Source organism: Providencia sp., assembly GCF_003533305.1.
Classification (GTDB): Bacteria; Pseudomonadota; Gammaproteobacteria; order Enterobacterales; family Enterobacteriaceae; genus Providencia.
Genome location: NZ_DOEH01000026.1, coordinates 1 through 24556 on the forward strand (window position 1 = coordinate 1; position 24556 = coordinate 24556).

General features: G+C 40.8%; 19 protein-coding genes. 5 read left to right on the forward strand and 14 right to left on the reverse strand.

Going from position 1 to position 24556, the window contains the following annotated elements:
- On the forward strand, positions 1 to 6054 hold a 6054-nt coding region (locus DD649_RS16905), incomplete at its 5' end, for an invasin domain 3-containing protein (RefSeq protein WP_294109710.1).
- A 60-nt stretch (positions 6055 to 6114) separates the two neighbouring features.
- On the opposite strand, the gene rtcR is transcribed toward DD649_RS16905, so the two are convergent.
- The gene (gene rtcR, locus DD649_RS16910; RefSeq protein ID WP_336430987.1) at positions 6115 to 7698 is read right to left on the reverse strand and encodes an RNA repair transcriptional activator RtcR; all 1584 of its coding nucleotides are present in this window, start codon (positions 7696 to 7698) and stop codon (positions 6115 to 6117) included.
- A 490-nt stretch (positions 7699 to 8188) separates the two neighbouring features.
- Here rtcR and DD649_RS16915 point away from each other — a divergent pair, with 490 nt between their 5' ends.
- Genes DD649_RS16915 through DD649_RS16925 form a run of 3 tightly spaced genes read left to right on the forward strand, consistent with a single transcriptional unit; the run spans position 8189 to position 11357 of the window.
- Positions 8189 to 9307, forward strand: coding sequence for a slipin family protein (locus DD649_RS16915; RefSeq protein WP_294109715.1), 1119 nt, complete (start codon positions 8189 to 8191; stop codon positions 9305 to 9307).
- Positions 9308 to 9310: 3 nt separating this feature from the next.
- On the forward strand, positions 9311 to 10537 hold the full coding sequence (locus tag DD649_RS16920) for an RtcB family protein (RefSeq protein WP_294109717.1): 1227 nt from the start codon (positions 9311 to 9313) through the stop codon (positions 10535 to 10537).
- A gap of 25 nt (positions 10538 to 10562) precedes the next feature.
- Positions 10563 to 11357 carry a nucleotidyltransferase domain-containing protein gene (locus DD649_RS16925; RefSeq protein ID WP_294109719.1) on the forward strand — a complete coding sequence of 265 codons (795 nt, stop codon included), beginning with the start codon at positions 10563 to 10565 and terminating at the stop codon, positions 11355 to 11357.
- 101 nt (positions 11358 to 11458) lie between these two features.
- On the opposite strand, the gene DD649_RS16930 is transcribed toward DD649_RS16925, so the two are convergent.
- From DD649_RS16930 to DD649_RS16960, 7 genes are all read right to left on the reverse strand, one after another.
- Entirely contained in the window at positions 11459 to 11752 is a 294-nt protein-coding gene (locus tag DD649_RS16930) for a type II toxin-antitoxin system RelE/ParE family toxin (protein ID WP_294109721.1), read from the reverse strand.
- 2 nt (positions 11753 to 11754) lie between these two features.
- Positions 11755 to 12024 carry a type II toxin-antitoxin system Phd/YefM family antitoxin gene (locus DD649_RS16935; protein ID WP_294109723.1) on the reverse strand — a complete coding sequence of 90 codons (270 nt, stop codon included), beginning with the start codon at positions 12022 to 12024 and terminating at the stop codon, positions 11755 to 11757.
- Positions 12025 to 12238: 214 nt separating this feature from the next.
- Positions 12239 to 12658, reverse strand: coding sequence for a DoxX family protein (locus DD649_RS16940; RefSeq protein WP_294109725.1), 420 nt, complete (start codon positions 12656 to 12658; stop codon positions 12239 to 12241).
- 229 nt (positions 12659 to 12887) lie between these two features.
- Complete coding sequence (locus tag DD649_RS16945; protein ID WP_294109727.1) at positions 12888 to 13457, reverse strand: molecular chaperone TorD family protein; 570 nt, start codon at positions 13455 to 13457, stop codon at positions 12888 to 12890.
- A 178-nt stretch (positions 13458 to 13635) separates the two neighbouring features.
- Positions 13636 to 14514, reverse strand: coding sequence for a DmsC/YnfH family molybdoenzyme membrane anchor subunit (locus DD649_RS16950; RefSeq protein WP_294109729.1), 879 nt, complete (start codon positions 14512 to 14514; stop codon positions 13636 to 13638).
- Entirely contained in the window at positions 14511 to 15152 is a 642-nt protein-coding gene (locus DD649_RS16955; RefSeq protein ID WP_336430988.1) for a DMSO/selenate family reductase complex B subunit, read from the reverse strand. Before DD649_RS16955 ends, DD649_RS16950 begins: the two co-directional genes overlap by 4 nt.
- The gene (locus DD649_RS16960) at positions 15149 to 17569 is read right to left on the reverse strand and encodes a DMSO/selenate family reductase complex A subunit (protein WP_336430989.1); all 2421 of its coding nucleotides are present in this window, start codon (positions 17567 to 17569) and stop codon (positions 15149 to 15151) included. The genes DD649_RS16955 and DD649_RS16960 overlap by 4 nt, the downstream gene beginning before the upstream one ends.
- 192 nt (positions 17570 to 17761) lie before the next feature.
- Here DD649_RS16960 and DD649_RS16965 point away from each other — a divergent pair, with 192 nt between their 5' ends.
- The gene (locus DD649_RS16965; protein WP_294109733.1) at positions 17762 to 18535 is read left to right on the forward strand and encodes a helix-turn-helix transcriptional regulator; all 774 of its coding nucleotides are present in this window, start codon (positions 17762 to 17764) and stop codon (positions 18533 to 18535) included.
- Positions 18536 to 18542: 7 nt separating this feature from the next.
- On the opposite strand, the gene DD649_RS16970 is transcribed toward DD649_RS16965, so the two are convergent.
- Genes DD649_RS16970 through DD649_RS16995 form a run of 6 tightly spaced genes read right to left on the reverse strand, consistent with a single transcriptional unit; the run spans position 18543 to position 24541 of the window.
- A complete protein-coding gene (locus tag DD649_RS16970; protein ID WP_294109735.1) occupies positions 18543 to 19625 on the reverse strand; it encodes an adhesin in 1083 nt (360 codons plus the stop codon).
- Positions 19626 to 19639: 14 nt separating this feature from the next.
- Entirely contained in the window at positions 19640 to 20170 is a 531-nt protein-coding gene (locus DD649_RS16975) for a fimbrial protein (protein ID WP_294109737.1), read from the reverse strand.
- Positions 20170 to 20697, reverse strand: a complete 528-nt coding sequence (locus DD649_RS16980) for a fimbrial protein (RefSeq protein WP_294109740.1) — start codon at positions 20695 to 20697, stop codon at positions 20170 to 20172. The genes DD649_RS16975 and DD649_RS16980 overlap by 1 nt, the downstream gene beginning before the upstream one ends.
- On the reverse strand, positions 20690 to 21094 hold the full coding sequence (locus tag DD649_RS16985; RefSeq protein WP_294109742.1) for a fimbrial protein: 405 nt from the start codon (positions 21092 to 21094) through the stop codon (positions 20690 to 20692). The genes DD649_RS16980 and DD649_RS16985 overlap by 8 nt, the downstream gene beginning before the upstream one ends.
- 56 nt (positions 21095 to 21150) lie before the next feature.
- Positions 21151 to 21906, reverse strand: a complete 756-nt coding sequence (locus DD649_RS16990) for a fimbria/pilus periplasmic chaperone (RefSeq protein WP_294109744.1) — start codon at positions 21904 to 21906, stop codon at positions 21151 to 21153.
- Positions 21907 to 21958: 52 nt separating this feature from the next.
- The gene (locus DD649_RS16995; RefSeq protein WP_294109746.1) at positions 21959 to 24541 is read right to left on the reverse strand and encodes a fimbria/pilus outer membrane usher protein; all 2583 of its coding nucleotides are present in this window, start codon (positions 24539 to 24541) and stop codon (positions 21959 to 21961) included.
- Positions 24542 to 24556 lie beyond the last annotated feature (15 nt).

A 24556-nucleotide genomic window follows, 5' to 3' on the forward strand; every position in this document is an offset into this window, starting at 1 on the left:
AAACCAAGCACTGATTTTAAATCAGGTGACAATCTGCAACTGACCATCACCTTAAAAGATAAGTTTAGTAATCCACTTAAAGGTGTCAGTAGCGCCAGTATCATATTGCAACAAAAACAAGGTAGTACGGTGACATGGACTGACAACAATAACGGCAGCTATACCGCTACATTACCGTTAAGAGTTTTGGGAAGTGATAACTTAAAAGCCACCGTTAACTCAAAAGAGAGTGTGCCAATCACTATTACTGTGGCAAATGCCAACCTAATCACTCAAGTGGATAAAGTTATCATTGGCTCGATTACCGCTTCTGCGGCAGGCAAAACAGGTGTCATCACAGTAAAAATGCAAGACGCCAATCAACTTGGTGTCGCCCAGATGGCTAATGACATTAAAATCACTATCAACGACATATTAGCAGACATCAAGTTCACTGAAACTAGCACCAAAGGCACTTACACCGCGACGTTACCAGCAAGTAAAACAGGAAGTTACAACGTTAAAGTCACTGCTAATAGCCACACAGAGCAACAAAAGTGGATAGTAAACTCACCATCAACCATCAAGGCAACTCAAGCCGATGGCTCCGGTGCTCAAGATACTTCTGGTGTTGTTAAAACGGTTGAACTTGCCGTTTCACCAACTAAAGGTTTCAAATCAGGAGATACAGTAAACCTGACCGTCACCTTAAAAGATGCATTTGATAATAAGTTACAAGGCGTTGCGCTCAATAAAGGCACCCTATCTCATCACCAAACAAGTAAAGTGACTTGGCTTGATAAACAAGATGGTACTTATACCGCGAGTTTCCTGTTAGATACGCTTGGTAACGATGAGCTAATTGCTACTGCCAATAACATCAATAGTCAAACTCTCCGTATCCTAGTTGAAAAGGCCGTAGGCAACAGCAAAGTTACTCAAATTAAGATCCTCGCTATACTCGAACCTATAGCAGGGGCAGAAAGCACATTAGCGGTCTCACTAGCAGACTCAAATGGCCACCCTATCGAAGGTATCAAAGAGGTAACAGTTAAAGTCGGTAATAACAACACATTGATAATTCCCGTATCTCTACAACCTAATGGTAACTACATTGGCACACTACCAGGCCAACAAAGTGGCAAATATGACCTTATTGTCTCCGTCAATAATCACGATTCAGTTCCTAAACTATGGACTGTCAAAAAACCGAGCACCCTAGTTGCAATCAATGGTAATGGTAGCGGCGATCAAAATAAACGTGGTGTGGTGGCGAAAATGTTATTCACAGCTACCCCAACGGCTAATCTTAAAACGAGTGATAAATTAAAGCTCACCGTTACCTTAAAAGACTATTTTGACAATACCTTAAGGGGAATTGAGAGCACAAGTATTGTAATCAATCATAAACAAACCGGTTCCGTCGTGTGGAAAGACAATGCAGACGGCACTTACACCACCGAGCTATTATTGAAAAAACGGGGTAAAGATACGCTAACAGTGACAGTCAATAGTGTTAATAAAGAAGAAAACATTGATGTTGGCTCACCAGAAGGCCAATCTGCCGTTCAAAACGTGAAATTAGACGTTATTAACAGTAAATTATCTGTGAATGATTCAGTCGAACTACAATTAACACTGACTGACAGCCATGGCAATGGTGTTGAAAAGGTACAAACCAACGACATTCAATTAGAGCATAACAATACACTTGTTTCTAAACTAACTTGGTTAGAGAAAAGTGCAGGTATTTACACCACCACGCTCCCATTGCATCAACAAGGGAAAAATACCTTTGTAAGTCGAGTTAACAACCGAGCAAATACACTACTGGCGATTAATGTCAGCGCACCAGTAGGTCCAACCCATGTTAAAACTGTCGAGCTCAAAACCAGTACCAATCAACTGACAGTAGGCAACCAAGTCGAACTGACACTCACATTAACCGACCAATGGGGTAATGGCGTTGAAGGAGTTAATGCGAATGATATCGTCATTAATGATTCGCATACTAAGAAAAACCTCACAGGTTTAGTCTGGACATCAAAAGGAAACGGTATTTACACCGCCTCGACCATCATCACAATGAATGGCATGCACTCATTGAGAGCCACTGTAAATCTAATACCAAGCAGTAATATATTAATTAATGCGAAGCCATCGGCAGGTAAAGACAATGCACACAGTGCGAAATTAACGACCAGCCTAAAAACTATCACCGCAGGTGATGACGTTATTCTAACCTTTAAAGTAACTGATATTAGTGATAATCCTGTTATCAATATCGACAACAAAACTATTATTCTTAGCAATGGTAATAACGAAATTTCAACAACTTGGAATGAAGATGTCCATAGTTTAGGCCTCTATACCACCACTATCACACTCAGTGAAGTTGGAGATCACAAACTCACGGCGAGTATTGATCAGGTTAAAGATATGACCACTGTCACGGTCAATTCACCTATGGGTAAAAATGCTGTGAAAACAATCACCATTTCACCGATAGCCAACAGCGATGCAGGACAATCATCATCACTATCCGTTAGCTTGACTGATGCTTATAACAACCCAGTTAAAAATATCAGCAGTGGCGATATAACTGTAACAATTGATGGTAAAAAACAAGACATTATATTTATGGAAAAAAACAATATAAATAGATATGTCGCTCCGCTCCCTCCAGCCACAATGAGTAACTATAAAATCATCGTCGAAGTCAACGGCCAGTCAGAAACAGTCGATTGGAAAGTCAACGCACCAACAGAAATTCCTATTGGCTCTTATGATAAAGATGGTTTGCGTGGTTCATTAGACACCCTATCTATCACTCATAGTGCAAAAAGCAACACAGTAAATTCAGCAGAGAAAGTCACCCTAACAGTAAGTCTAAAAGATAAGTTTGGTAACAAACTGACTAGGGCATCGTCGAACTTGACGTTATTGACTGACTTGCAATCGGCCTCCATATGGAAAGAACTTAGTGGTGGACTATACACTCAAGAACTCACCATGAATAAACTGCGTAAACAATCGATTCAAGTGGCGGCAGATAAAATACTCAGCGATAAATTTGAGTTAACGGTTACCCCGGCCAAAGGTGCAAGTAAGGTCTATAAAAGCACACTTGAAACCAATGAAGGTACCATTGAGGCAGGCAAAGAAGTGCTATTGACATTAGCTTTAACTGATAGCGTTGATAACGGTGTTATTAATATCGATACAAGTGATATTCAGCTCATCAATAATGGTAAAGCTATCAAAGCTACATGGGCAACTAAGCAAGATGGCGTGTATACCACCAAACAACGGTTAGAGACTGTCGGTAATTACCAGTTTAAAGCCACAGTCAATAACCAACCAAGCCGCATTCAAACCGTAGAAGCCACCTACCCAAGCGGAAAAGATGTGGTGAAAGCCGCAACACTTTCCACAAATAGTAATACGCTTGATGCAGGTAAAAAAGTTGGATTAACTTTAGAACTGAAAGACCAATATGGCAACTTAGTCACAGGTGTTACTGGAGTTGATATTGCGTTAAAAGATAGCCATACCTCAGAACCTATCGATAGCCGCAGTATTGCTTGGAATATGGAATCGGCAGGCGTGTATAAAGCCACTTTACCATTAACCAAAGTGGGTAAACACACATTAACTGCAACGGTTAATAACAAGAATGTTAATGCAAAAGAAATTACGGTGAGTGCATTGAGAGGTACTAGCAATGTTAATGAGATTAAATTAACTAGCGCGAAAACATCAATGAATGTAGGTGAAAGCACCACATTAACTCTCACCTTGCTTGATAACTATGGCAATGAAGTGGCAGATGTTGCACCTAAAGATATTCAGTTTAAGAATACAGATAGCACTATTACCACTAAGGCATCGTGGGTAAAAACATCATCATACGATAGTGTTTATACGGCTCAAATCACGCTAGAGAAGGTTAAACAACACACTTTATCGGTTGAGATAAATAAACAGGTAAAAAATATCGAAATTGAGGTGAAACCACTGAAAGGAGTTAACAACGTTAAAGAGATTATGTTAACCACTGCGGCAGCTTCAATGAATGCAGGTAAAAGCACTACGTTAACCCTCACCTTATTGGATAACTATGGCAATGAAGTGGCAGATGTTACATCGAAAGACATTAAGTTCAAAAATACCGATAGCACCATTACCACGAAAGCATCGTGGGTGAAAACACCATTACACGATAGTGTCTATACCGCTCAGATAACCTTAGAAAAAGTTAAAACACACACTTTATCGGTTGAGGTAAATGGTCAGATAAAAAATATCGACATTGAGGTGAAACCACTGAAAGGAGCTAACAACGTTAAAGAGATTATGTTAACCACTGCGGCAACTTCAATGAATGCGGGTGAAAGCACTACGTTAACCCTCACCTTGTTGGATAACTATGGCAATGAAGTAGCAGATGTTGCACCTAAAGATATTCAGTTTAAGAATACTGATAGCACCATTACCACGAAAGCATCGTGGGTGAAAACACCATTACACAATAGTATCTATGCCGCTCAGATAACCTTAGAGAAAGTTAAAGCACACACTTTATCGATTGAGGTAAATGGTCAGGTAAAAAATATCGACATTGATGTGAAACCACTGGAAGGCGCTAAAAATGTTGCGAAAGTTGAGTTAAGTATGTCAGAAACCACCAAATTAGGTGTGGATACTCCACTGACATTGCAACTCAAAGATCAGTTCGGCAATGGTGTTATTAATGTTGCTAATCAAGATATTCAATTAAGACATAATCGCAAAGAAGAAAGTATCACTTGGACAGAAAGCTCTAACGGGCAATACACCACAAATTGGCAATCGACAAAAGTCGGTAAACATCAATTAGATGTGGTAGTTAATACTAGCCGTTTGATAAAACCTATCGAGATCGAATTTATGGCTCCGCAAGGCGCAGAGAGTGTTGACGTCATTGTGATAAGCACTTTTGGCCCCCTGGAAGCTGGACAGATCGTTTCAGTAATTATCAAGCTACAAGATAAACATGGTAACGATGTTTTGAATGTCAGTCCAAGTGACATTACTTTATCGAGTGACAAGCAAACTTTACCCTCAATAGGAGGGATTGATCATAGCAATAGAATCTATTCAAGCGACACTAAGTTTAACATTGTAGGAAAGCATACATTAACAGTTAGTATCAATAATACTGCCAAAACAACGGAGACAAAAGTAATCAACATCCAAGCAGGCGCCCCTGTTTTTGACAGCGGGAAAAGTGAGCTATCTGTTGATACCGATTCCGTTGAAGGTAATGGTAAAAACAACGCCACAATAACCTTAAAATTAGTTGATAAAAATGGAACATTTATTTCAGGTAAAAAACCAAAGCTCACTTCAAACGGTGGAGTTTTAAATCACGCTATTATGCAAGAAACCACAACATCAGGTGTATATACTGCATCTGTATCAAGCTCAAAGGCAGAAAAAGTAACAGTATCCCTTGATTTTGCTACAATTAATTATGTGGGCGCAAAACAAGAGATTGATATCTATTTCTATTCTTTCCAAAATATAACCTACCCCACCGTAGTACTTGACCAACAGTATTTTCATTTCCATTCGACGATAAAGGATTATACTAATTACACGTGGGAGAATAGCCATCCAGATGTAATAGGCTTTGGTACCTATTCGGTCCCTTATATAAAGAATAAACCAAATCGTCAAAAAAATGTCATCAAACTAGTCGCTAGGCCGAATAAAAATAGCTATAAACTTGAAGCTATACGCGCAACGATAACAATAAATACATATTTCTACCCCTCGAACCAAACGGCTCTACTAAAAAATGATATTAGTCGAGAGTGTCTAAATAACGGAGACAACCTTGCTGATGAATCAAAATTAGCAACGTTACTTCAGAACCCCCTGAAAAAAATAGATACTTACCATGATGCGCATATACCCGGTGAATACTGGACAAACAACCTAACTAAAAAGATTACTAGCAACTCGATTACTTCAGGTAATTCCCCTGCCTATGGTGTATGGGTGAAATCACTTTGTATGATCAAATACTAACCCCCACATCCCCGCTTCGGCGGGGATTTTTCTTTCTGCGATTTAGCAATATAACGCCCCTCAATCCCCCGCCTTCACCCCATCCCAATCCAACTCAAATTTAGCGAGATATTTTCGCAGCCTATCTGCATCATTGGGCTGTTTTTTGTGTTGCCGCGATACCGCAAACAGCTCACGCCCCGCTTCTGACAAAGATGATGAACGGCGGCAAACTTCCAGTACCGTTGCCAGTTGCTGCTTATCGAATAAATCAATCTCACCAATTTGCGTTGGTAATGTATTTGTTGATTTTGGCTGCCATTGAGACTGCAAACGGCTAATTTCTTCCTCGGTAACCACTTTAGTGATGCGCCCACGTTCGGCAAAAGTAGCCATCCGGTTAATCGAGGCGCCAAGTTCACGGAAATTGCCACGCCACTGGGCTTGTGGGGAACAAGCAAACTTCACATAGACGTTACGAGCCTCACTATCAAAACGGATTTGGCTTTGCTGGTCTTGGCAAAATTTGGCTAATTCATAATCAATATTGGGTTCAATATCTTCACGACGTTCTTTTAACCCCGGCAAGGCAAAGGTCCACATATTGATACGGGCGTATAAATCTTCCCGAAACTTACCCGCCTCCACTTGCTCTGCAAGGTTGCGATGGGTGCCGGCAATCAGTTGAAAATCACTGTAAATTTCATTATCTGAACCAAAGGGGAAAAAACGTTTTTCTTCGATGGCTTTGAGTAACATCGCCTGCTCGTCAAGGCCAAGTTCTGCAATTTCATCTAAAAATAAAATGCCGCCATCGGCTTCTTTTAACAAACCGCCTCGTGCATTTAGCGCCCCAGTAAACGCACCTTTTACATGGCCAAATAGCGTCGACATGGCGTTATCACCCCGCAAAGTGGCACAGTTTACTTCAACAAATCGCCCTTTTACTTGATGACGGCTTTCGCGTAACTGGTAAATACGTCGCGCCAAAAACGATTTTCCCGCTCCCGTAGGCCCATTCAGTAAAATCGGCGCTTTTGAGCGCAATGCCACCCGCTCGATTTGTTCAATCATGGCGTTAAATGCGGCATTTCGGGTCGCAATACCGGATTTTAAAAACGACACCTGCTGCTGCTGCTCTTTTTCGAAGCGGCTGGTAATATGAGTATAACGGCTGAGATCAAGATCAATCACCGTGTGAATACCTATCGGATCTTTCTCTCTCCCCTTTTGACTCGGTGAGGTTTGAATTAATTTAGCAGGTAAATAATGAGCTTCCGTTAATAAAAACCAACAAATTTGAACCACATGGGTACCGGTCGTGATATGCACCAGATACTCTTCATTATCGGTATCAAATGGATAATTTGCCGAAAAATCTAATAGCGAGGTATACACCTCTTCGAAATCCCACGGGTCGGCAATGTCCACTTCATGCAGCATCACCTCAGTATTAGGCGAGGTTTCTTCAATATCATCTTTGACCCGACTTGCCATTGAATGGTCGTTGACCTGATGCAGCAATTCAACCCGATCAATATCAAGCTCAGGTTGTTGGCACAGGCCTACCGTTGGGCGCCATTTTGTCCAGCGATTAGCTTTTTTACCTCGCCTATCAAGAACTGTACCCAATACACCAATGACCACTTTACGTTTTTTATTCATAATGAGTTTATATAAATTTATAAATGACGATATAGAAAGATAATAAATAGCCTAATTCATTTCTCTTGGTAATGTTAGCCAAATTCAACAATAAATATTTAATCTTTATTTTTCAATTTAATACAAACATTTATTGTCTCTTCATCAAAGTTGGCACGCTTCTGGCAATAATAAATTCATCCACTGCCGGAAATTGTCTGAACTTCGCGTTCAACCGGTGCAGACATGGTGACCCGAGTCACTACATGGTCTGTATGCCGCCGTCAGGAAGATACCTTATGGTAATAGCAACGCTATCAGGTTCGACTCCTGAAAAAAATACAAATCCAACTGTATAAAACTAAGCTGAAGTTAAGCTTAAAGCCGCCACTCGAGAGCCACGCCGAGTGATGAGCAGAAATTTAGACAGCCCAGTCAGGCACTCTATTTTTCCCCTCACCACTTCGCTTTTTTCTTCAGTGCCGGATAAATTTTAAAAAAGGATAAAATAATGAAAAAAATAAATATCGCTCAGGGACAAATCGCATTGACCGCTAAAAATGGAGATTTTAAACAATTACTGACTGCGGGTGAGCACCGTTTATATGATTGGTTTAACAAATTGACCGTGTCACTGTTCACCCTCGACAATGAACCTATTGAGGAAAAACTCGCGGAGCACTTGCGCCAATTTCACCCTGACTGGGTTGATGAGCACTGCCTTGATGTAGCGTTATCTGATGATGAAATCGGATTTATTTATTTACACAATAGCTTAAGCGAAATATTGCCACCCGCGACTCGTCGGTTGTATTGGAAAAATGGCAATAACTTAAAAGTAGAACTGCAATCAACAGAACATAGTGTAATTGAAACCGTATTTGTGTCACGACTAATGGGTAAAAAACGTATTAAAGGCAATGAGTTGGCCTTGATTAGCCAAGTCCCTGCATGGCATGTCGGTATGTTAAAAATTGATGGTGAGATCCAAAATTTATTACAACCAGGAACTTACGGTTATTGGAAAATCAACCACAAACCAGAAGTTGAAATAATAGACACCCGCTTGCAATCCCTTGAAGTGAGCGGACAAGAGATTTTAACTAAAGATAAAGTGACGTTACGCATCAATCTTTCGGCTAACTGGCGTTATGCAGATATCTTAATGGCATTCTCGAAATTGACCCAGCCTGTGGATTATCTGTACCGTGAGCTACAATTTGCATTAAGAGAAATTGTCGGCACCCGTTCACTTGATGAATTACTGGAAAACAAACAATTAATAGATGAATTAATATTGGCACGAATTGCCCAAAGTGCGGCTAGCTTTGGTCTGGAAATCGACAGCATCGGTGTGAAAGACATTATTTTACCGGGAGATATGCGCACGATTTTATCTCAAGTAGTTGAAGCAGAAAAATCCGCCCAAGCCAATGTTATTCGTCGCCGAGAAGAAACTGCCGCGACGCGTTCATTGCTAAATACCGCAAAAGTGATGGAAAACAACCCAGTTGCACTGCGTTTAAAAGAGCTTGAAACCTTAGAAAACATTGCGCATCGCATCGACCAAATTTCAGTTTATGGCGGTTTAGACCAAGTATTAAACGGATTAGTAAAAATTAAGGAATAAATAATGATAAACAATAAATTCAATGAATTGATTCAAGAAAATAGCGCACCAGTAAAAATGTGGACCAATGGGGTTCCTGTTGACCCGAAAGCTGTAATCCAGCTACAAAATACCGCCAAAATGCCGTTTATTTTCAAGCACCTTGCTGTGATGCCTGATGTGCACGTGGGGAAAGGTTCAACCATTGGGAGCGTGATCCCAACCAAAGGGGCGATTATCCCTGCGGCGGTGGGTGTGGATATTGGTTGTGGAATGATTGCCGTGCGAACCTCCTTAACGGCATCTGATTTGCCGGATAGCTTGCAAAATATTCGCTTTGCTATTGAGGCTGCGGTTCCGCACGGTCGAACCACACATCGACATGGACGTGATAAAGGCGCTTGGTATCGAACTCCAGATATTGTCGATACCCACTGGACACACTTAGATGAAGAGTTTAAACGTATTTGTGATAAATACCCAAAACTACGCCAAACCAACCATTACAAACACTTAGGAACACTGGGAACGGGAAACCACTTTATTGAGCTGTGTTTGGATGAGCAAAACCGCGTGTGGGTGATGTTACATAGCGGGTCGCGAGGTGTCGGAAATGCGATTGGTAATTTGTTTATCGCACTGGCGCAAAAAGATATGCAACAGCATATCGCTAATTTGCCCGATAGAGATTTGGCCTATTTCGAAGAAGGTAGTACGCATTTTAATGATTATATGCAAGCGGTCGGTTGGGCGCAGGACTTTGCCCGCCATAACCGTGAAGTGATGATGCACCGCGTGTTAGAGGCACTATCACGGGAGATCCCAAAACCTTTTACCACAATGCAAGAAGCGGTCAATTGCCACCATAACTATGTGCAAAAAGAGCAACATTTTGGTGAAGACGTTTTAGTGACACGAAAAGGTGCGGTATCGGCACGAAAAGGTCAAATGGGGATCATTCCAGGGTCAATGGGGGCAAAAAGCTTTATTGTCCGCGGGTTAGGTGACGAAGAGAGTTTTTGTTCCTGTAGCCACGGCGCAGGCCGTGTGATGAGCCGAACAGAAGCCAAAAAACGTTTCTCAGTCAGTGACCAAAAAATGGCTACCGCCCATGTTGAGTGCCGAAAAGACAGTGATGTGATTGATGAAATACCTATGGCGTATAAAGACATCGACGCGGTAATGGCGGCGCAATCATCACTGGTAGAAATTGTTCACACCTTACGCCAAGTCGTGTGTGTGAAGGGATAAATATAAAAAAGTAATAGGAGAAAGCATGGAAACTGACCATGAAAGCGTATCCGTGCTAATGAAGGAACGGATACATAAAACACTCAAAGAAATAGAAGAGACTTATCACGTTAAAATACTGTTTGCGTGTGAATCCGGTAGTCGCGGCTGGGGTTTTGCCTCCCGCGACAGCGACTATGATGTCAGGTTTATCTATGTGCATAAACTTGATTGGTACCTAACACTGGATAAAAAACGCGATGTGATAGAAAAACCGATTGATGATGAGCTAGATGTGTCTGGTTGGGAGTTATCTAAGGCATTGAAATTGATGCGTAACTCTAACCCTGCATTAATAGAGTGGCTGCATTCACCAATTGTTTATTTTAAAGATAAGGCATTTTTTGCTCAATTGGAGCAACTGGCAGCGCAATTTTATTCACCGTTAAAGTCACGTTACCACTACTTATCAATCAGTAAACGTAACTTACATACTGACTTTAAAGGTGAACAAGTTCGCCTTAAAAAATATTTTTATTTGCTACGTGCGGTATTAGCTTTGCGTTGGATAGAAAGGAGTAAGAGTATGCCGCCAATGGAGTTTTCAGAGCTCGTTAATGCAACGGTTACAAATAAATTAGTACGGTTAGAAATTGATGAGTTGTTGGTAATAAAAAGCCAAGCAGACGAAAGTCATTATGGTGCAAGACGACCAGCTATAGACCAACTCGTATCAGAGACTATCGCTAACGCAGAGCGAATGCAATTTCCTGAGCCAGGTTGTCGTGACAGCCGTTTATTAGATGAATTTTTTCGTAAAACCGTGTTAGAAAGTCATTAACTGGTATTTTTCAAAAAAATAGACCATCAGAAATTTTTTGATGGTCTTTTTCTTTAATAATATTAAATAATTAACAACAAAGCGTATTACCACCCGGATTTTTATAAATGAGAGTTTGGATCCTGTGTATGATGTAATACTGCCAGCACTTCAATACCTTCCGGTGCCTTTCGATAATAAATAATATGGCTTTCAACAGGAAAACTAAAAACGCCTAAATGCAAATCTTCACTACGGTCACGACCAAGAGATGGCTGATGAGCCAATATATTCGTCATTGTCACACGCAAAGAATTTGCATAAGCCTCAGCAACATTAGCTCCCCATCGACGCAGAGAATAAAGCTTGATTGAGCGGATATGTTCTTTTGCTTTATACGTAAATCTAACGCTCATCCTTAAGCCTTATTTTCAAGTTCATCCGCAGTCAATGGTGCAAACACATCGTCAATAGTATGAAATTCTCCACGTTCTGCTTGCGTAATAGATTCAGCCAAAACCGCTTTTAAACTCTGCAATTTTAGCTGCATCAGCTGGTCATATTCATCTGGAGAGATAACAACAGCGACACGTTTACCGTGCTTGCTTATTTCAACAGGTGCACGTTGAACTTTCATCAACAAATCACCAAATTGGTTTTTAGCGAGTTGTGCGGGAATTGTTTCCATACATCACCTACTGTACAAAATGGCTCGAATAGTCATTATAGCCAAAACAGCCTAAATAACCAATATTTCAAAAATCCCATTTTGATTTGAATTTCTTTACTACGCATAAAATTACGCATCAAAATTACGTATCAAAATAAAAGCCATCAGTACAGAATATGTATTGATGGCCTTTATAAAAAATAAGATTCAAAAAAACAAAACTTAAACTAAATTAACGCCAACACGCATTTCGCATCACTGAATATTTACCCGCACCCAAAAATGCTAAAGCAATACCACTCACAAAGAAATAAACGAGGCTTTCGATTGCCCATGCTCCGGTTTTATCGAGTAAAAATGTTTTATCCATACCGATCATTAACCATGCTACAAACATGGTAAACGCCACCAGCAACGCTGACGGGCGCGTTAAAATACCCAGAATAATAAAGATAGGTGCAATTACTTCACCTACAATAGTACCGTAAGCAATAAATTCAGGTAAGCCATAAGAAGCGAGCAATGCTTTGATACCGCTCGCGCCCGTCATTAATTTGCTCATACCATGAAAAAGCATTAAGCCACCAACAGACAAGCGTAATAGTAATTTTCCTGCATCTTCATGAGATAATAATCGATTAAATAGTCCCATAACAGCACACCCCTTTTTAATTATAGATACCTACTACTAAGTAGTATGACTTAAAAAATGCATTATGGCTTAGAAAGGTAAAATAAGAATCATTTTAATTTGTATTTATTATAGCTAAATCAACTATTCTATAATTATTTGTATTTTACTTTTTTATCATTCAAATATTACGCTTAACTCATTAAATTTAATCCAAAAAATTTGAAAGATATTAACTAAATTAAATACATTACCAGCGACATGATACTACCGTTGTGAGTGTTAATTTCGTCAATGCACTATAAAAAGGACTAACCGTAGCCACATTAAGTTGCTTAGTAAATTGTGGTAACCAGCAGCTTAAGTGATCGACAAGCAGCTCATTCAACGCCGTTTCTCTCACCTGTGAAGCCAATACTGCCGCTTGAAACAACATCAATCCAATATGATCTGAAGGCTCTGGGTATCGGGTTTGTACTTTTAAACGTTCCCGCTTTAAAAACTCACTCAATGCTACTGTTGAAGAGCCTTGTAAGACACCTTCAGGATCGAGATAAACAGACCCCCAAGGCGGCGCAGGTAGCGCCTCTGGGCCAATAAATAAATCTGTCCATTGGCGATGAAGCTGTTTGATATCGATATTAAGCGCTTGAGTTATTTCCCTGCTCAATTGATTCTCTATTTTACATGGCCACTGAGAAGCAAAATCAGGGGTTTTAAAAAAATTCATCGCATATCGGCTGGTTTCATCTTCTGGTGAAAAAAGATAACAGGTCCCTAATATATTAAATGCCGCGGCATAATGTGAAAAATGGATCATAAAAATTAACTCTTTGATTTATTGATTTTTTTAATATAATCAAAATAGATATTAATACTCAAATAATTCGTGTTGTCGCTAGGCGGCAAAATGAAGTTATCCTTGGGAGCATACAAAAGTATGTGACCGAGGTAGCTGAATGAAGCCAACACCGCGACAACACGAAGTATGACGAGTATTAGTGAATAACGTAAAAACAGTACCTCAACATAAACTCCGCCACTAAAGCACAGCAACAGCCAGCAACTACATACTCCTGCCCTTTTGAACTGGATTTTATTTGACGAAATAAACCAAAGCCTAAAATAAATACCCCTAATATTCCGATAAGCCAGCTGCTGATGCGCAGTGACCAAATTTCTTGGTAAGCATGAATAGAATCTATAGGAAATGTGATTGATTCATTATTATAACTTGCGTGTACTAGGTAACTTTCATAGACAGGTTGATAGACCAAACGAATAAATAAACTTATTCCTATCACACCCCACAATATCCATAATCCACGAGTCGAAATTTGTGCCGCAGTGAAACTAGCATTAAGTGTCAGCAATAAATTAACCAGTAAATAATAGCCCGCGGCACCTAGAGTTAACATCGTGCCATAGAACATCAAATAGGTATTATCATTCATCCACGTTAACATTGAGGTATAACGATAAATTGATGCCATAGCATACACATCACACAGCCCTGCAATAATGGCAAGCCCGAGTAACACATATGACAACCGTTTTTTAAACCATAACCATAAGAAAGTGAGTCCAAGAAGCGAAAAGTAGGTGGCGGTAAACACCACTTCACGGCTCAGCCACGATGAAAAAATATTTAATAAAGAGTTAGGCGCATTAAGTGGAACCCCTAAGTGAGTGATAGAGGACAGCAATCCAATCCCTGCAAAAATACAGGCAACAAATAAATACCACAGTAAAAAAGATGACTGATTCTTGCCTTCCAATACTACGGTTAATTTTCTAGTATTTAGCCCTAGCATCACCGTTAAACCAATAGATGCCTGCATTAAAAATGTGAATAACAATAATGACCACTCATTCATTTTGTGCCGCCTTGATGATGGTTCGAACTACGCCCTGCGCCTTGGTGTGGATGAATCACTAAATTCGGGTGAGTAATGGAAGAGTCTGGCAACCCTTTCACATCCGCTTGATGGCCATAACGCTGTCTTAACTCATCAATCGGCCCGAACTGAATCGCCCCTAAAGGACAAGTCGCCACGCATACCGGCTGCTCGCCCTTTAGTTGTAAATCAATACAAAAATCGCATTTCGACATTTGTTTGGTTTCTGGATTCATTTGCGGTGCGCCATAGGGGCAAGACCACGCGCAAGTACCACATCCGATGCATTTATCCGTATTGACGAGCACAATGCCGTCACCCTCTCGTTTATGCATTGCCGTCGTCGGACAATTTTTCACACACATTGGGTCATCGCAATGGTTGCATGAAATGGATAACGTATAAGCAAAAACGTTATTCACTAACCCGCCAGTGCCATTTTCGATAAATTCGCCCCCAGCAACTTCATAAACACGTCGGTACTTACGCCCCACATCGAGCTCGTTTTTATCTTTGCAAGAAACCTGACACGCTTTACAGCCAGAACAACGTGCCGAGTCAATATAAAATCCAAGCTGCTTATCGCTAATCGCTGGGTGAACAAGGAATTTACTCATGCTTTCGTTACCTCCACCAATAAGGTTTGATGCGCATTACCGTGTGCCATGGCGGTACTGCGCGCCGAAGTGAGAACATTGGCACACCCACCTTGATCGATGCCTTTTTCATCCGGCATCCACCATGCCCCCGCCTGCAAGGCGACCACACCAGGCATAATGCGCTGGGTGATTTTTACTGGCACCATAGTGATACCGCGGTCATTGTTCACTTTCGCGCTATCACCATCAGCAATATTTCTTCGCTTTGCATCAATAGGGTTTATCCAAAGCTCTTGGCGCTGGACTTCTTGTAACCAAGGATTGGCAAATTGGGTGGAATTGGCACGATTTCGCCCTTTCCAAGTAATCAGTTGCAATGGGTAACGTGAAGTTAGTGTGTCTTCAGGTCCTTCAATAGCAGGTACATAATGGGATAATGCAGGAATATCCACATCATGGCGGTCATGTAGACGCTTAGAGAAAATTTCAATTTTACCTGAAGGTGTTTCAAACGGATTATTGACTAAGTCTTTGATATTCTTTTCAAATGCAACATGTCCAGTATGAGGCTGATGTTTGAGTAAGTGGCGACGCTTAACCAGTAACTCATCAAAGGTTGGAATGCCATCTTCAGGACGCTTATCATGAGCGTCGTTAACTAAATGCTCTATCCACTGTTTTTCCGTGCGACCTTCACTGAATTGTTCGCCCACGCCCAGTTTATCGGCAACCTCACGCAGCCATTCATAATCACTGCGGCGTTCAAATTCAGGTTCAATCACTTTTTCAGATAAAATAATGTAGTTACCGGTTCCCCATGTTCCCCCCACATTCCAACGTTCCATAAAACTGGTTTCAGGCAGCAAAATGTCAGCATATTTCGCACTTGGCGTCATATAAAGGTCGCTGTAAACGATAAATTCAACCTTACTTTCATCCTCTAAAACTTTAGCTGCATGCAAAATATCTGGATTCTGATTAGTCATGTAGTTGCCCGCCAACGAGAAAATCATTTTGATTTCTGTGTCGAGCTTTTCGGCATTTTTTAAACCATTATTAGGCGTAACAAGATCTTTATTTTCACAAGCTTGCACCCAGTTAGTGATATTGATTTTCGCCTTAACCGGATTTTCAAATAGGCTTGGTCCTGCCAATGTTTTGCGCAAATCAGGCGTAACAGCCATACCGTAACCTGCTGCCCATCCGCCTTTCACTCCGACATTACCAGTAATGGTCGCCAGTAGTGTTGCTCCACGAGCAGAACGTTCACCACAAATATGACGCTGTGGTCCCCAACCTTGCATTAACGCAGCAGGTTTGGTGCTTGCATACTCAATAGCTAACTGTCGGATAGTCTCAGCAGGTACTTTCGTGATTGGCTCTGCCCATTCTGGGGTTTTGGCTATGCCATCTTTGTGACCCATTAAATACGCCATTAATGACTCATTTTCTGGCACACCTTCTGGCATTTGGTGTTCAGCAAATCCGACGGTATATTTATCAATAAAGGCTTGATCATGGAGCCCTTCGCTGATGATCACGTACATCATCGCATCCATCATGGCGTTATCAGTCGTCGGTAAAATCGGGATCCACTGGTCGGCTAATGACGACGCAGTATCTGAATAGCGAGGGTCGACAACAATAAATTTGGTGCCATTTTTTTTCATTTTTTGAAAATAATGATTGGTATGACCAAAAATAGTTTCATTCGGGTTATGCCCCCATAGGATCACAAGTGGCGTATTTTCTAAAGTATCAAGAGTGCTACCACTAGCTGAAGTGCCATAGGTGTAAGGCGTCACCGCCATGGTGTTGCCGTTACTCACCGAATGGTAATTCTCCAGAAATCCACCTGTAAGATTAAATAAGCGGCGTAGCATATTGGCACCCGAGAAAATGCCACCAGTCACCCCCGTACTTAAGCTAACGAAACGAGAAGCAGGCCCATATTGCTGATTAATCCGTTGCATATTTTCTGCAATCAGCGTTGTTGCTTCTTGCCAGCTAATACGCTCAAAGCGCCCCTCCCCCCGCTTGCCAACTCGCTTCATCGGATACTTTAAGCGATTAGGATGATAAACAAATTTACGGTAACTACGTCCACGTACACAAGCCCGCATGATTGGCATTTCTTCATCTAGATCAGCATCTGGTCTTGTACTTATACGAGTGACTACTCCGGCTTTTACATGAGCTCGAATATCACATTTCCCACCGCAGTCAAAGCTACTACAGGTCGATACCACCCGTTCATCATCCTTTATGATTGTTTTTGTTGGAATGACCGAGGCGTCTTCTGCAATTGAAGCGACAGATTGAGACGCGATAAACGGGACAGCCATAAGTGCAGAGCTGCCTTGAATAAAGCGACGACGGGTGAGAGGTTCAATCAGGGGCTCATGGGTACCAGCCTGATTAGTTTTATTTTTCATGATAACCCTACCTTTGGCATGCATTAAGTTGCCGCGCTAGGGTAAACATTTATGTGTTTGCCAACTTTCGAAAAACAGACAAACAGATCTGAATTTCAGCCAACCACTCTAATTGTAAGGTTATTGTTATCGAGATTGCCAAAATTCACAAATTAAGCAACAATATTTGAATCTCAGCCAAGAAAGATCACTATGCGAAATATTCCACTTAAAACCGTCGATGCCATCGAACGCGATGTACTCGCTATCGGAACCGATTATTTGCCTAATGTGTTGCTAAATTCCCATGTTCATCGTCGAGCACAGTTTCTCTATGGAGCCACAGGGTTAATTGAAGTCAGTACCGCAGATGGCGAATGGGTCATTCCCCCCGATAGTGGTGTGTGGATACCTGAAAACACGCCACACGAAACACGAATGCTCAACGTCAGTACCCGCAGTCTCTATATCGAACCGAAAGCCGCGCCGCGCCAAAACCAGAAATGTGAGGTGCTCAGAGTATCGCCATTACTACGTCAGCTATTACTTGAATCCGTCGATATGCCTATCGAATATGATATTCACGGCCGTGATGGCATTATGATCCAACTTATTTTGCATGAAATTACCCAAGCTAAACCTTTACCTTTTTTCGCCCCCATTCCACGAGATGAAACCTTAGCTAAGCTGTGCCGTGAATTTCTTAAAAATCCGCAAATTACCTCTTTACCCCAAGAATGGGCAGAAAAAGTCCATAAGAGCGAGCGCTCATTTAGCCGCTTTTTTGGCGCTCAAACAGGATTGTCATTTTCTGACTGGCGACAACAAGCTTGTTTGCTTAGCGCAATAACCCATATTTCAGCAGGAAAATCGATTACTGAAGTGGCTTTTGACTTGGGTTACAGCAGTGTGGGCTCATTTTCAACGATGTTTAAAAAATGGTTAGGGCAAACACCCTCAAGTTTTATTCAACGAATTGGTGAATAAAAACAGGTTAATCAAAAGTCGCAATCAACCATGCAGAGCCATGGTAATCCCCTGCATCTGCATTTTCCCCTTGAATACGACTACGAATATTGATCTCTCTCGACCCATGAATATCCAATCTGAAATCAGTACCTGATTGCCCCGTCAATTCATCTGTTAGCACTAATTGGCTGTAAATTTTCTGATTGAGGTCATTGGTCAAAGGCAGACGCTTTTGTGGGTCATCATCTGTTGTATAATCAAGCCTCAAGTGAACTCTCGTCGATGAAACAAACTTACAACTGTAGGTAATTTTTTCCATGACGGTACTGTCATAGTTTAGGCTATTTAATTGCCCATGACGTAAATTCACCGTACCTGCCTGCCCTGTGCTGGTCATTGTTGAACATAATGCGCCCACATTAAGTTGGGAAGCTGCTAATCGCATGGGAACAGTCGACTCATTCAGTGGCCAACTATCATAAGGTGGAACAGTTTTTTGTGCTGTAAATGCGCGAACGTATCCGCCAAGATCCATTTCCGCAATTACCAATTGACCATCAATAATTCGCTCATTAATATAAAAAGTAATCGTTATAGGAAATTGATTCGTAAAGTTCGATGCCGGTCTTGTCATGCCAGGATAGGAATATGAACACATTCCCGCGTTGATATTCAGCCAATTCATGATTCGGGTCTCAACAGTCATCATTAAATTACTGTTAATATGATAAGCCACTTTTCCTTCTATATTTGTTCCCAAGGTTGGCACATACATGAATAAACGATGAAATGCATTGTCAGAGAGAATCTGAGTATTACTGTCACCCCATCTTCGACCAACACAATCCACCAGCCCAGTCACACTCACTGATGAACCGCCTCCCTCCACCACAATTGGCTGGCCAACTCGATAATAATTTTTACCATCTGTCCCCCTATGTGAAGTTGGTTCTATCACGCTATTACTATCTAATTTAATCAAATAGCCCGCCGTTGGATTTTGGATTTTTGCTGCATAATCCGCGTTAGTTTTTACACTGTATAAAATAAAAAAGAGAAGAAAAAAACTGATTGGGTAAGTGCTAATTTTTGATTTAAGATTAAACATAGCGCCAATTTCCACTAGTTGTAAGTGACTAAAACCATCATGGTTGAGGTGAATTTTCCGACGGCTAACTGGCTCACTGGAACCGTATTCACCAGTTGAGCTTGCAAGTCCATTCGATACTGCGTTGCATCGATTTTTTCAGGGTAAACCAACTGTTTGATCCCTACATTCAATGAACGAACCTTACCGCCGGTAATATCACTGATATCAATACCTAGCCCATCTGTACTCGTCGCTAAAATGGCTTTCCCGTTATAAACTAATGAGCCATCATTTTTAGGCTCCAACATAATCGCTAAATCTTTATTAATATGACAACCCGATATATAGAGAGGAAAATTTTGCATCACGCTTAAATCACTAAGATTATCTATCTTGATAATACCAAAGCTAATTTTTAATGGTGAACTACTGTCTTCACTGCGAATATCACATGCAGGCGAAATCATTGTGGCCGTGACATCGACGAGTACATCGGCTTGCCCCATGGAAGTCAGCAATAACAAGCACCAAGAATATTTAGTTAATTTATTGATTAATTTCACTATTCATACTCCAGTGCAAATGTCACTCGACCTGAAAAATCGCCAACATTCGCCTCACCAGATGCAGGTTTGCGTGCTAATACCCCAAAGGCTATTTGTTGCTCGCTCCCGACGGTAGAAACCGCGCCGATCTCCATTGCGGTATTCCAAACAATGGGCTTTTCCTCGCTATCGACCAACCCTAAAACAACGCCACTGGAACCTTGGGTGGAGATGTAACTGTTACCATTAATATTGACCAGCTGATGACTTTGCCAAGTGAATTTAATTGTTTTGTTTAAATCAGTTTGACTACAATTTTCAATGCCGATCGAAAATGGCGTAACCGCACTCGATTCATTTTCATTGATAAATTGCCACCGCAAATTATCTAACCGAATTTTTTTATTGATGGACTCAGCGGTCAATTGGCAAGAACCTCGCACAAGCACACCGCTAAATTCCACATCTAAGTGGCCGGAACTTGGTGCATGATGAGAAAACCCAATCATCATCAACAACCAAAACAAGGCAATCAGCTTATTCATAGATAACCTCTAATCGCAAAATGCTTCGCTTTGCGTCTAAAAAAGGTAGCTTTATTGCATTATTACCATTGAATAAACCAAGTGAATAACGACGAATAACTTGCCCCTGCCGTACATCATAAAACTGTAATATTACCGGTGTTTTAGCCGTTGCATGACAGATCGCCACATCATCAAAAACTTCTCCCGCTCCGCAATGAGTCAAGCTCAATCCTTGTTTTACAAGTAAGTTGCATGGCGCATTAAACACACAGGCATTCACATTCAACCACCCTTGCAGTGACGATTCGAAATTCGATTCTTTTTCGGTGATATTGATATCAAGGTTTTCTGCCATTGTGGAATAACTTAAAATTCCACCCATAAAAATCAGTGAGCACTTCATGATTTGGTTCATCATCCCTCCTTAGCATTTACCCGTAACAAGTAAAAATACCTATTTTTATATAACAATTACTGCTCTCCTGTTACGGTGCAGGTCTCTCCTTGGCAACTAAAAGCCAATGTAGGTTTACCACCATAGTCATTGATATAGGTAAGATAAGGCTTTGATATTGCATCGGATATAATATCTTTTGTCGATTTTGGAGAAACCATCATGACTTGAAAAGCGCTTTGCTCAGACTGTTGTTTGCTATTACCAAAACCAATCACAGTTAAATTAAATGGCGTAATATTATTGAGCCGATAACCGTTATGAATTCTTTGTAACGTCACTTTATGAGGCCACTTAGTTTCTGATTCAGCCAAGGTACTCGCAGGGCGATAAAACAATTTGACTCGTGATTGCAATGCAATCTGTAACGTGTTGTCTTCATTGGATTTCGGCGGAATTTCTCGCAAATTAAAATAAAATACTGACTCTCTATCTTGGGGTAATTGACTCAATAATGGCGTCGCACTTAAACGAACTAAACTTTGGCTATTAGGTTCTATTCGCTGCAAAGGCGGCGTTGCTAGCAAAGCGCCTTTCGTTAACTTATTCCCCTGTAAATCTTCTATCCAGCTCTGTGCTAAATACGCCTCTTCTGGATTATCATTGGCGACCCTGATATTGATTGAAGTTTTATCTCCTTGAAAAATAATGCGTGTTCTATCCAATGTCACTGCACCATAAGCACTAGCAGATACAGTAATTACGACAAATAAAGCTTTGGTAACGAAAAAAACTAACCCACTTAACTTGCCACCTATCTTTATGCTTAACATAACTAACCTCATAAAAATGTATTGAATCATGTAATTAGATGCAAAATATTACTTAGCTTTCGAATACTCGAGCCGGTGTGTTTTCTGGCGTGCAAGGTAACAAAAGCATATCTGACGTTGGATGGCGTTTTTCAGGTAATACAAGTTCGCACTGTTTTTGGTTATGCCAATAAACAGACAGTTTTTCTTGTAAAGACACTCCAACTATCCATGTCACACCATCCTCCCCCACAATACCCAACTCTTGGTTTTCATCATTACGCACACTCGCACCAAAAGGTGGCGTTTTGCCATTATTCAGTCTCAAAATCGCAAACAACTTTTCCCCTTGCAGCACAGAAAAACTGCGATAACCAATCGCCCCTTTAGTGAGAGTGATATCAATAGTTGAATCTAGCGTTTCTATATTGTCGGGTAACTTACTGGTATTAATTGATGCAGTTGATTTACGATAACTATTCACATTAGGAATAACGGCTAGGCCAAAGGCATTGGTTTTAATCACGCCATTATCAAGAGGCACTCCACTAACATTTGGCGTATCGACCATCAAACGTGTGTCACCATTCGCGGAGCGATGCAGCGCTACGCCTTTAGAGGTCAATGTGATACCGCTATTTATTGATGCGCCGATACTGTGATATTGATGAGGAACATAGCTGGCATTAGCAGAAATATTGGCTTGGGATAAATCTTTTGAATAAAAACCACTGAAACTAGATTGGCTATCTATATTCTGCCCATGGTTATATCCCATATTGAGATTATAATTTTCTTGATCCCCATAACCGCTATAACCCACATTATGATTAAATTGGTTATTACCCGCTGAACGTGAATAAAGCTCAGAAAAAGTCAAACTATGACCGCTATACAAAGGGATTGTTAAATACAAATTAATTGCGTCATCTTCATAACCATTATCACGTTCTGTTCTAGTCGCCGATAAAGAAACATTGGCATTATGTTGAGATAACTGAGGAAAACTTATATTAGTATTGGCGTATAGACCATATTGAGTTTGAGGGTCACCCTGCCAATAAGTGCTGTATTGATAATTCATTGAGAGATTAAAATGATCAAAATACTTATTAAGATAAACTTGATAGTTTTCTTTCGCCGCCCGTGTTACTTGTTTGGTTCTATCTTCATCCATAAACTGATTTAATGTCCGATATTCTTTATCCGCAAAACGATAACCCGCAAAAGTAATATCAGTACGTACATCATCAAATGATTTTGCATAATTAAGCCGATAAGAACGGCCTTGTAATCTGTCATCTGTGAACTGTGCAAATGATTGCGTTATATCGATTGATACAGCTCCAACTGCAAATAAATCACGTCCAATTCCTAGTGCAACACTTTGGTAGTCAGTATTTAATTGGCTACCTCCATATAAAGACCACGCGTTTGATACGCCATAAGAAAGTTCGCTGCTAATAACAGGTTCACCGGTGAGATGACGATTATTGTAACGCGTTTTACCTGCTGCCAATTTATAGACTACCCGCCCCGGACGGGTTAAATAAGGCAATGATGCGGTGCTTATGCTGAATTTTTTTTCTTCGCCATTTTCTTCTCGTACCGTGACATCCAATACCCCCCTAACTCCGCTATCTAACGTTTGAATACGAAATGGTCCAGGCGGAACAGCCGTTTCTGAAATAACTCTATCTTGGCTACGCACAATCACAATGGCATTAGTATTTGCAACACCTATGATTTCAGGAGCATATCCCACCAATTTAGGTGGCAACATGCGATCATCGCTTTCAAGAGAAAGTCCGCTATATTGCCAAGACTCAAAAATGTCAGAATAAAAATAGTTTTCTCCCAATGTTAGGATAGCGGCTGACTCTTTTAATGAGGTGAAAGCATATAACCTTGTAAAATCAAATTGATGTGCTTCTTGAGGGTAATATCCACCCCGCTGCTTTTGATACGTTGCATTGAAATCACCCCGCAAACGCCAAGCACCTATATTTATCCCTGAAGTTCCATTGGTGGATAAATAAACACGCTTAGTTCCTTCGTTTTCCTTCGTTGCTGATGCGTTAACATTATAATCAATAAATCCCCCGTTCATCCCCTCTTCCCATAGTGCAGGAGGCACCCAAAAAGGGTCTCGATATTCCATCCAAACTTGAGGGATCGTGATTTTTAATGATAATGTGGCAAGTTCTACTTTTAACTGAGCCCCAGTTAATGCAGAAAAATCAAGGCATTTCCCTTCATGAGAAGTCATTAATTTTTCCATTGCACTACTTTTTAATCCCATTAAATCGCGTAAATCAGGGGAAATACAGATCGTCTGAGAAAATCCTGCTGTCGGCTGTTTTTGCTTATAAATTGAATGTTTTAAAACAGAGAGAGGATTAGCGGGATCTTTATAAACGGAGACCTCACGAGGAGCCCCTAAACGTAAGCCATTAACAAAAATAGTCAAAACATAGTCGCCGGGGGGTACATATCCCGCAACGGAAAACTGGCTCATATCAATATTTTGAATATCTTCGGCATCCAACATTTCCGTATTAAATTCAGTACCATAAACGGCCCATGAAATAATGCTAAGCGCGAACACAACAACCAGTCTGATTTTTTTATATTTGAAGCTAAATATGAACGTCATGCTCTATACCATCCC

Coding starts and splice junctions, on each gene's coding strand:
- DD649_RS16965 (WP_294109733.1), top strand. CDS start 17,762: ATGCGAAATATTCCACTTAAAACCGTCGATGCCATCGAACGCGATGTA.
- DD649_RS16915 (WP_294109715.1), top strand. CDS start 8,189: ATGAAAAAAATAAATATCGCTCAGGGACAAATCGCATTGACCGCTAAA.
- DD649_RS16960 (WP_336430989.1), bottom strand. CDS start 17,569: ATGAAAAATAAAACTAATCAGGCTGGTACCCATGAGCCCCTGATTGAA.
- DD649_RS16950 (WP_294109729.1), bottom strand. CDS start 14,514: ATGAATGAGTGGTCATTATTGTTATTCACATTTTTAATGCAGGCATCT.
- DD649_RS16990 (WP_294109744.1), bottom strand. CDS start 21,906: ATGTTAAGCATAAAGATAGGTGGCAAGTTAAGTGGGTTAGTTTTTTTC.
- DD649_RS16935 (WP_294109723.1), bottom strand. CDS start 12,024: ATGGAAACAATTCCCGCACAACTCGCTAAAAACCAATTTGGTGATTTG.
- DD649_RS16920 (WP_294109717.1), top strand. CDS start 9,311: ATGATAAACAATAAATTCAATGAATTGATTCAAGAAAATAGCGCACCA.
- DD649_RS16995 (WP_294109746.1), bottom strand. CDS start 24,541: ATGACGTTCATATTTAGCTTCAAATATAAAAAAATCAGACTGGTTGTT.
- DD649_RS16985 (WP_294109742.1), bottom strand. CDS start 21,094: ATGAACCAAATCATGAAGTGCTCACTGATTTTTATGGGTGGAATTTTA.
- DD649_RS16930 (WP_294109721.1), bottom strand. CDS start 11,752: ATGAGCGTTAGATTTACGTATAAAGCAAAAGAACATATCCGCTCAATC.
- DD649_RS16970 (WP_294109735.1), bottom strand. CDS start 19,625: ATGTTTAATCTTAAATCAAAAATTAGCACTTACCCAATCAGTTTTTTT.
- DD649_RS16955 (WP_336430988.1), bottom strand. CDS start 15,152: ATGAGTAAATTCCTTGTTCACCCAGCGATTAGCGATAAGCAGCTTGGA.
- DD649_RS16980 (WP_294109740.1), bottom strand. CDS start 20,697: ATGAATAAGCTGATTGCCTTGTTTTGGTTGTTGATGATGATTGGGTTT.
- DD649_RS16925 (WP_294109719.1), top strand. CDS start 10,563: ATGGAAACTGACCATGAAAGCGTATCCGTGCTAATGAAGGAACGGATA.
- DD649_RS16940 (WP_294109725.1), bottom strand. CDS start 12,658: ATGGGACTATTTAATCGATTATTATCTCATGAAGATGCAGGAAAATTA.
- rtcR (WP_336430987.1), bottom strand. CDS start 7,698: ATGAATAAAAAACGTAAAGTGGTCATTGGTGTATTGGGTACAGTTCTT.
- DD649_RS16945 (WP_294109727.1), bottom strand. CDS start 13,457: ATGATCCATTTTTCACATTATGCCGCGGCATTTAATATATTAGGGACC.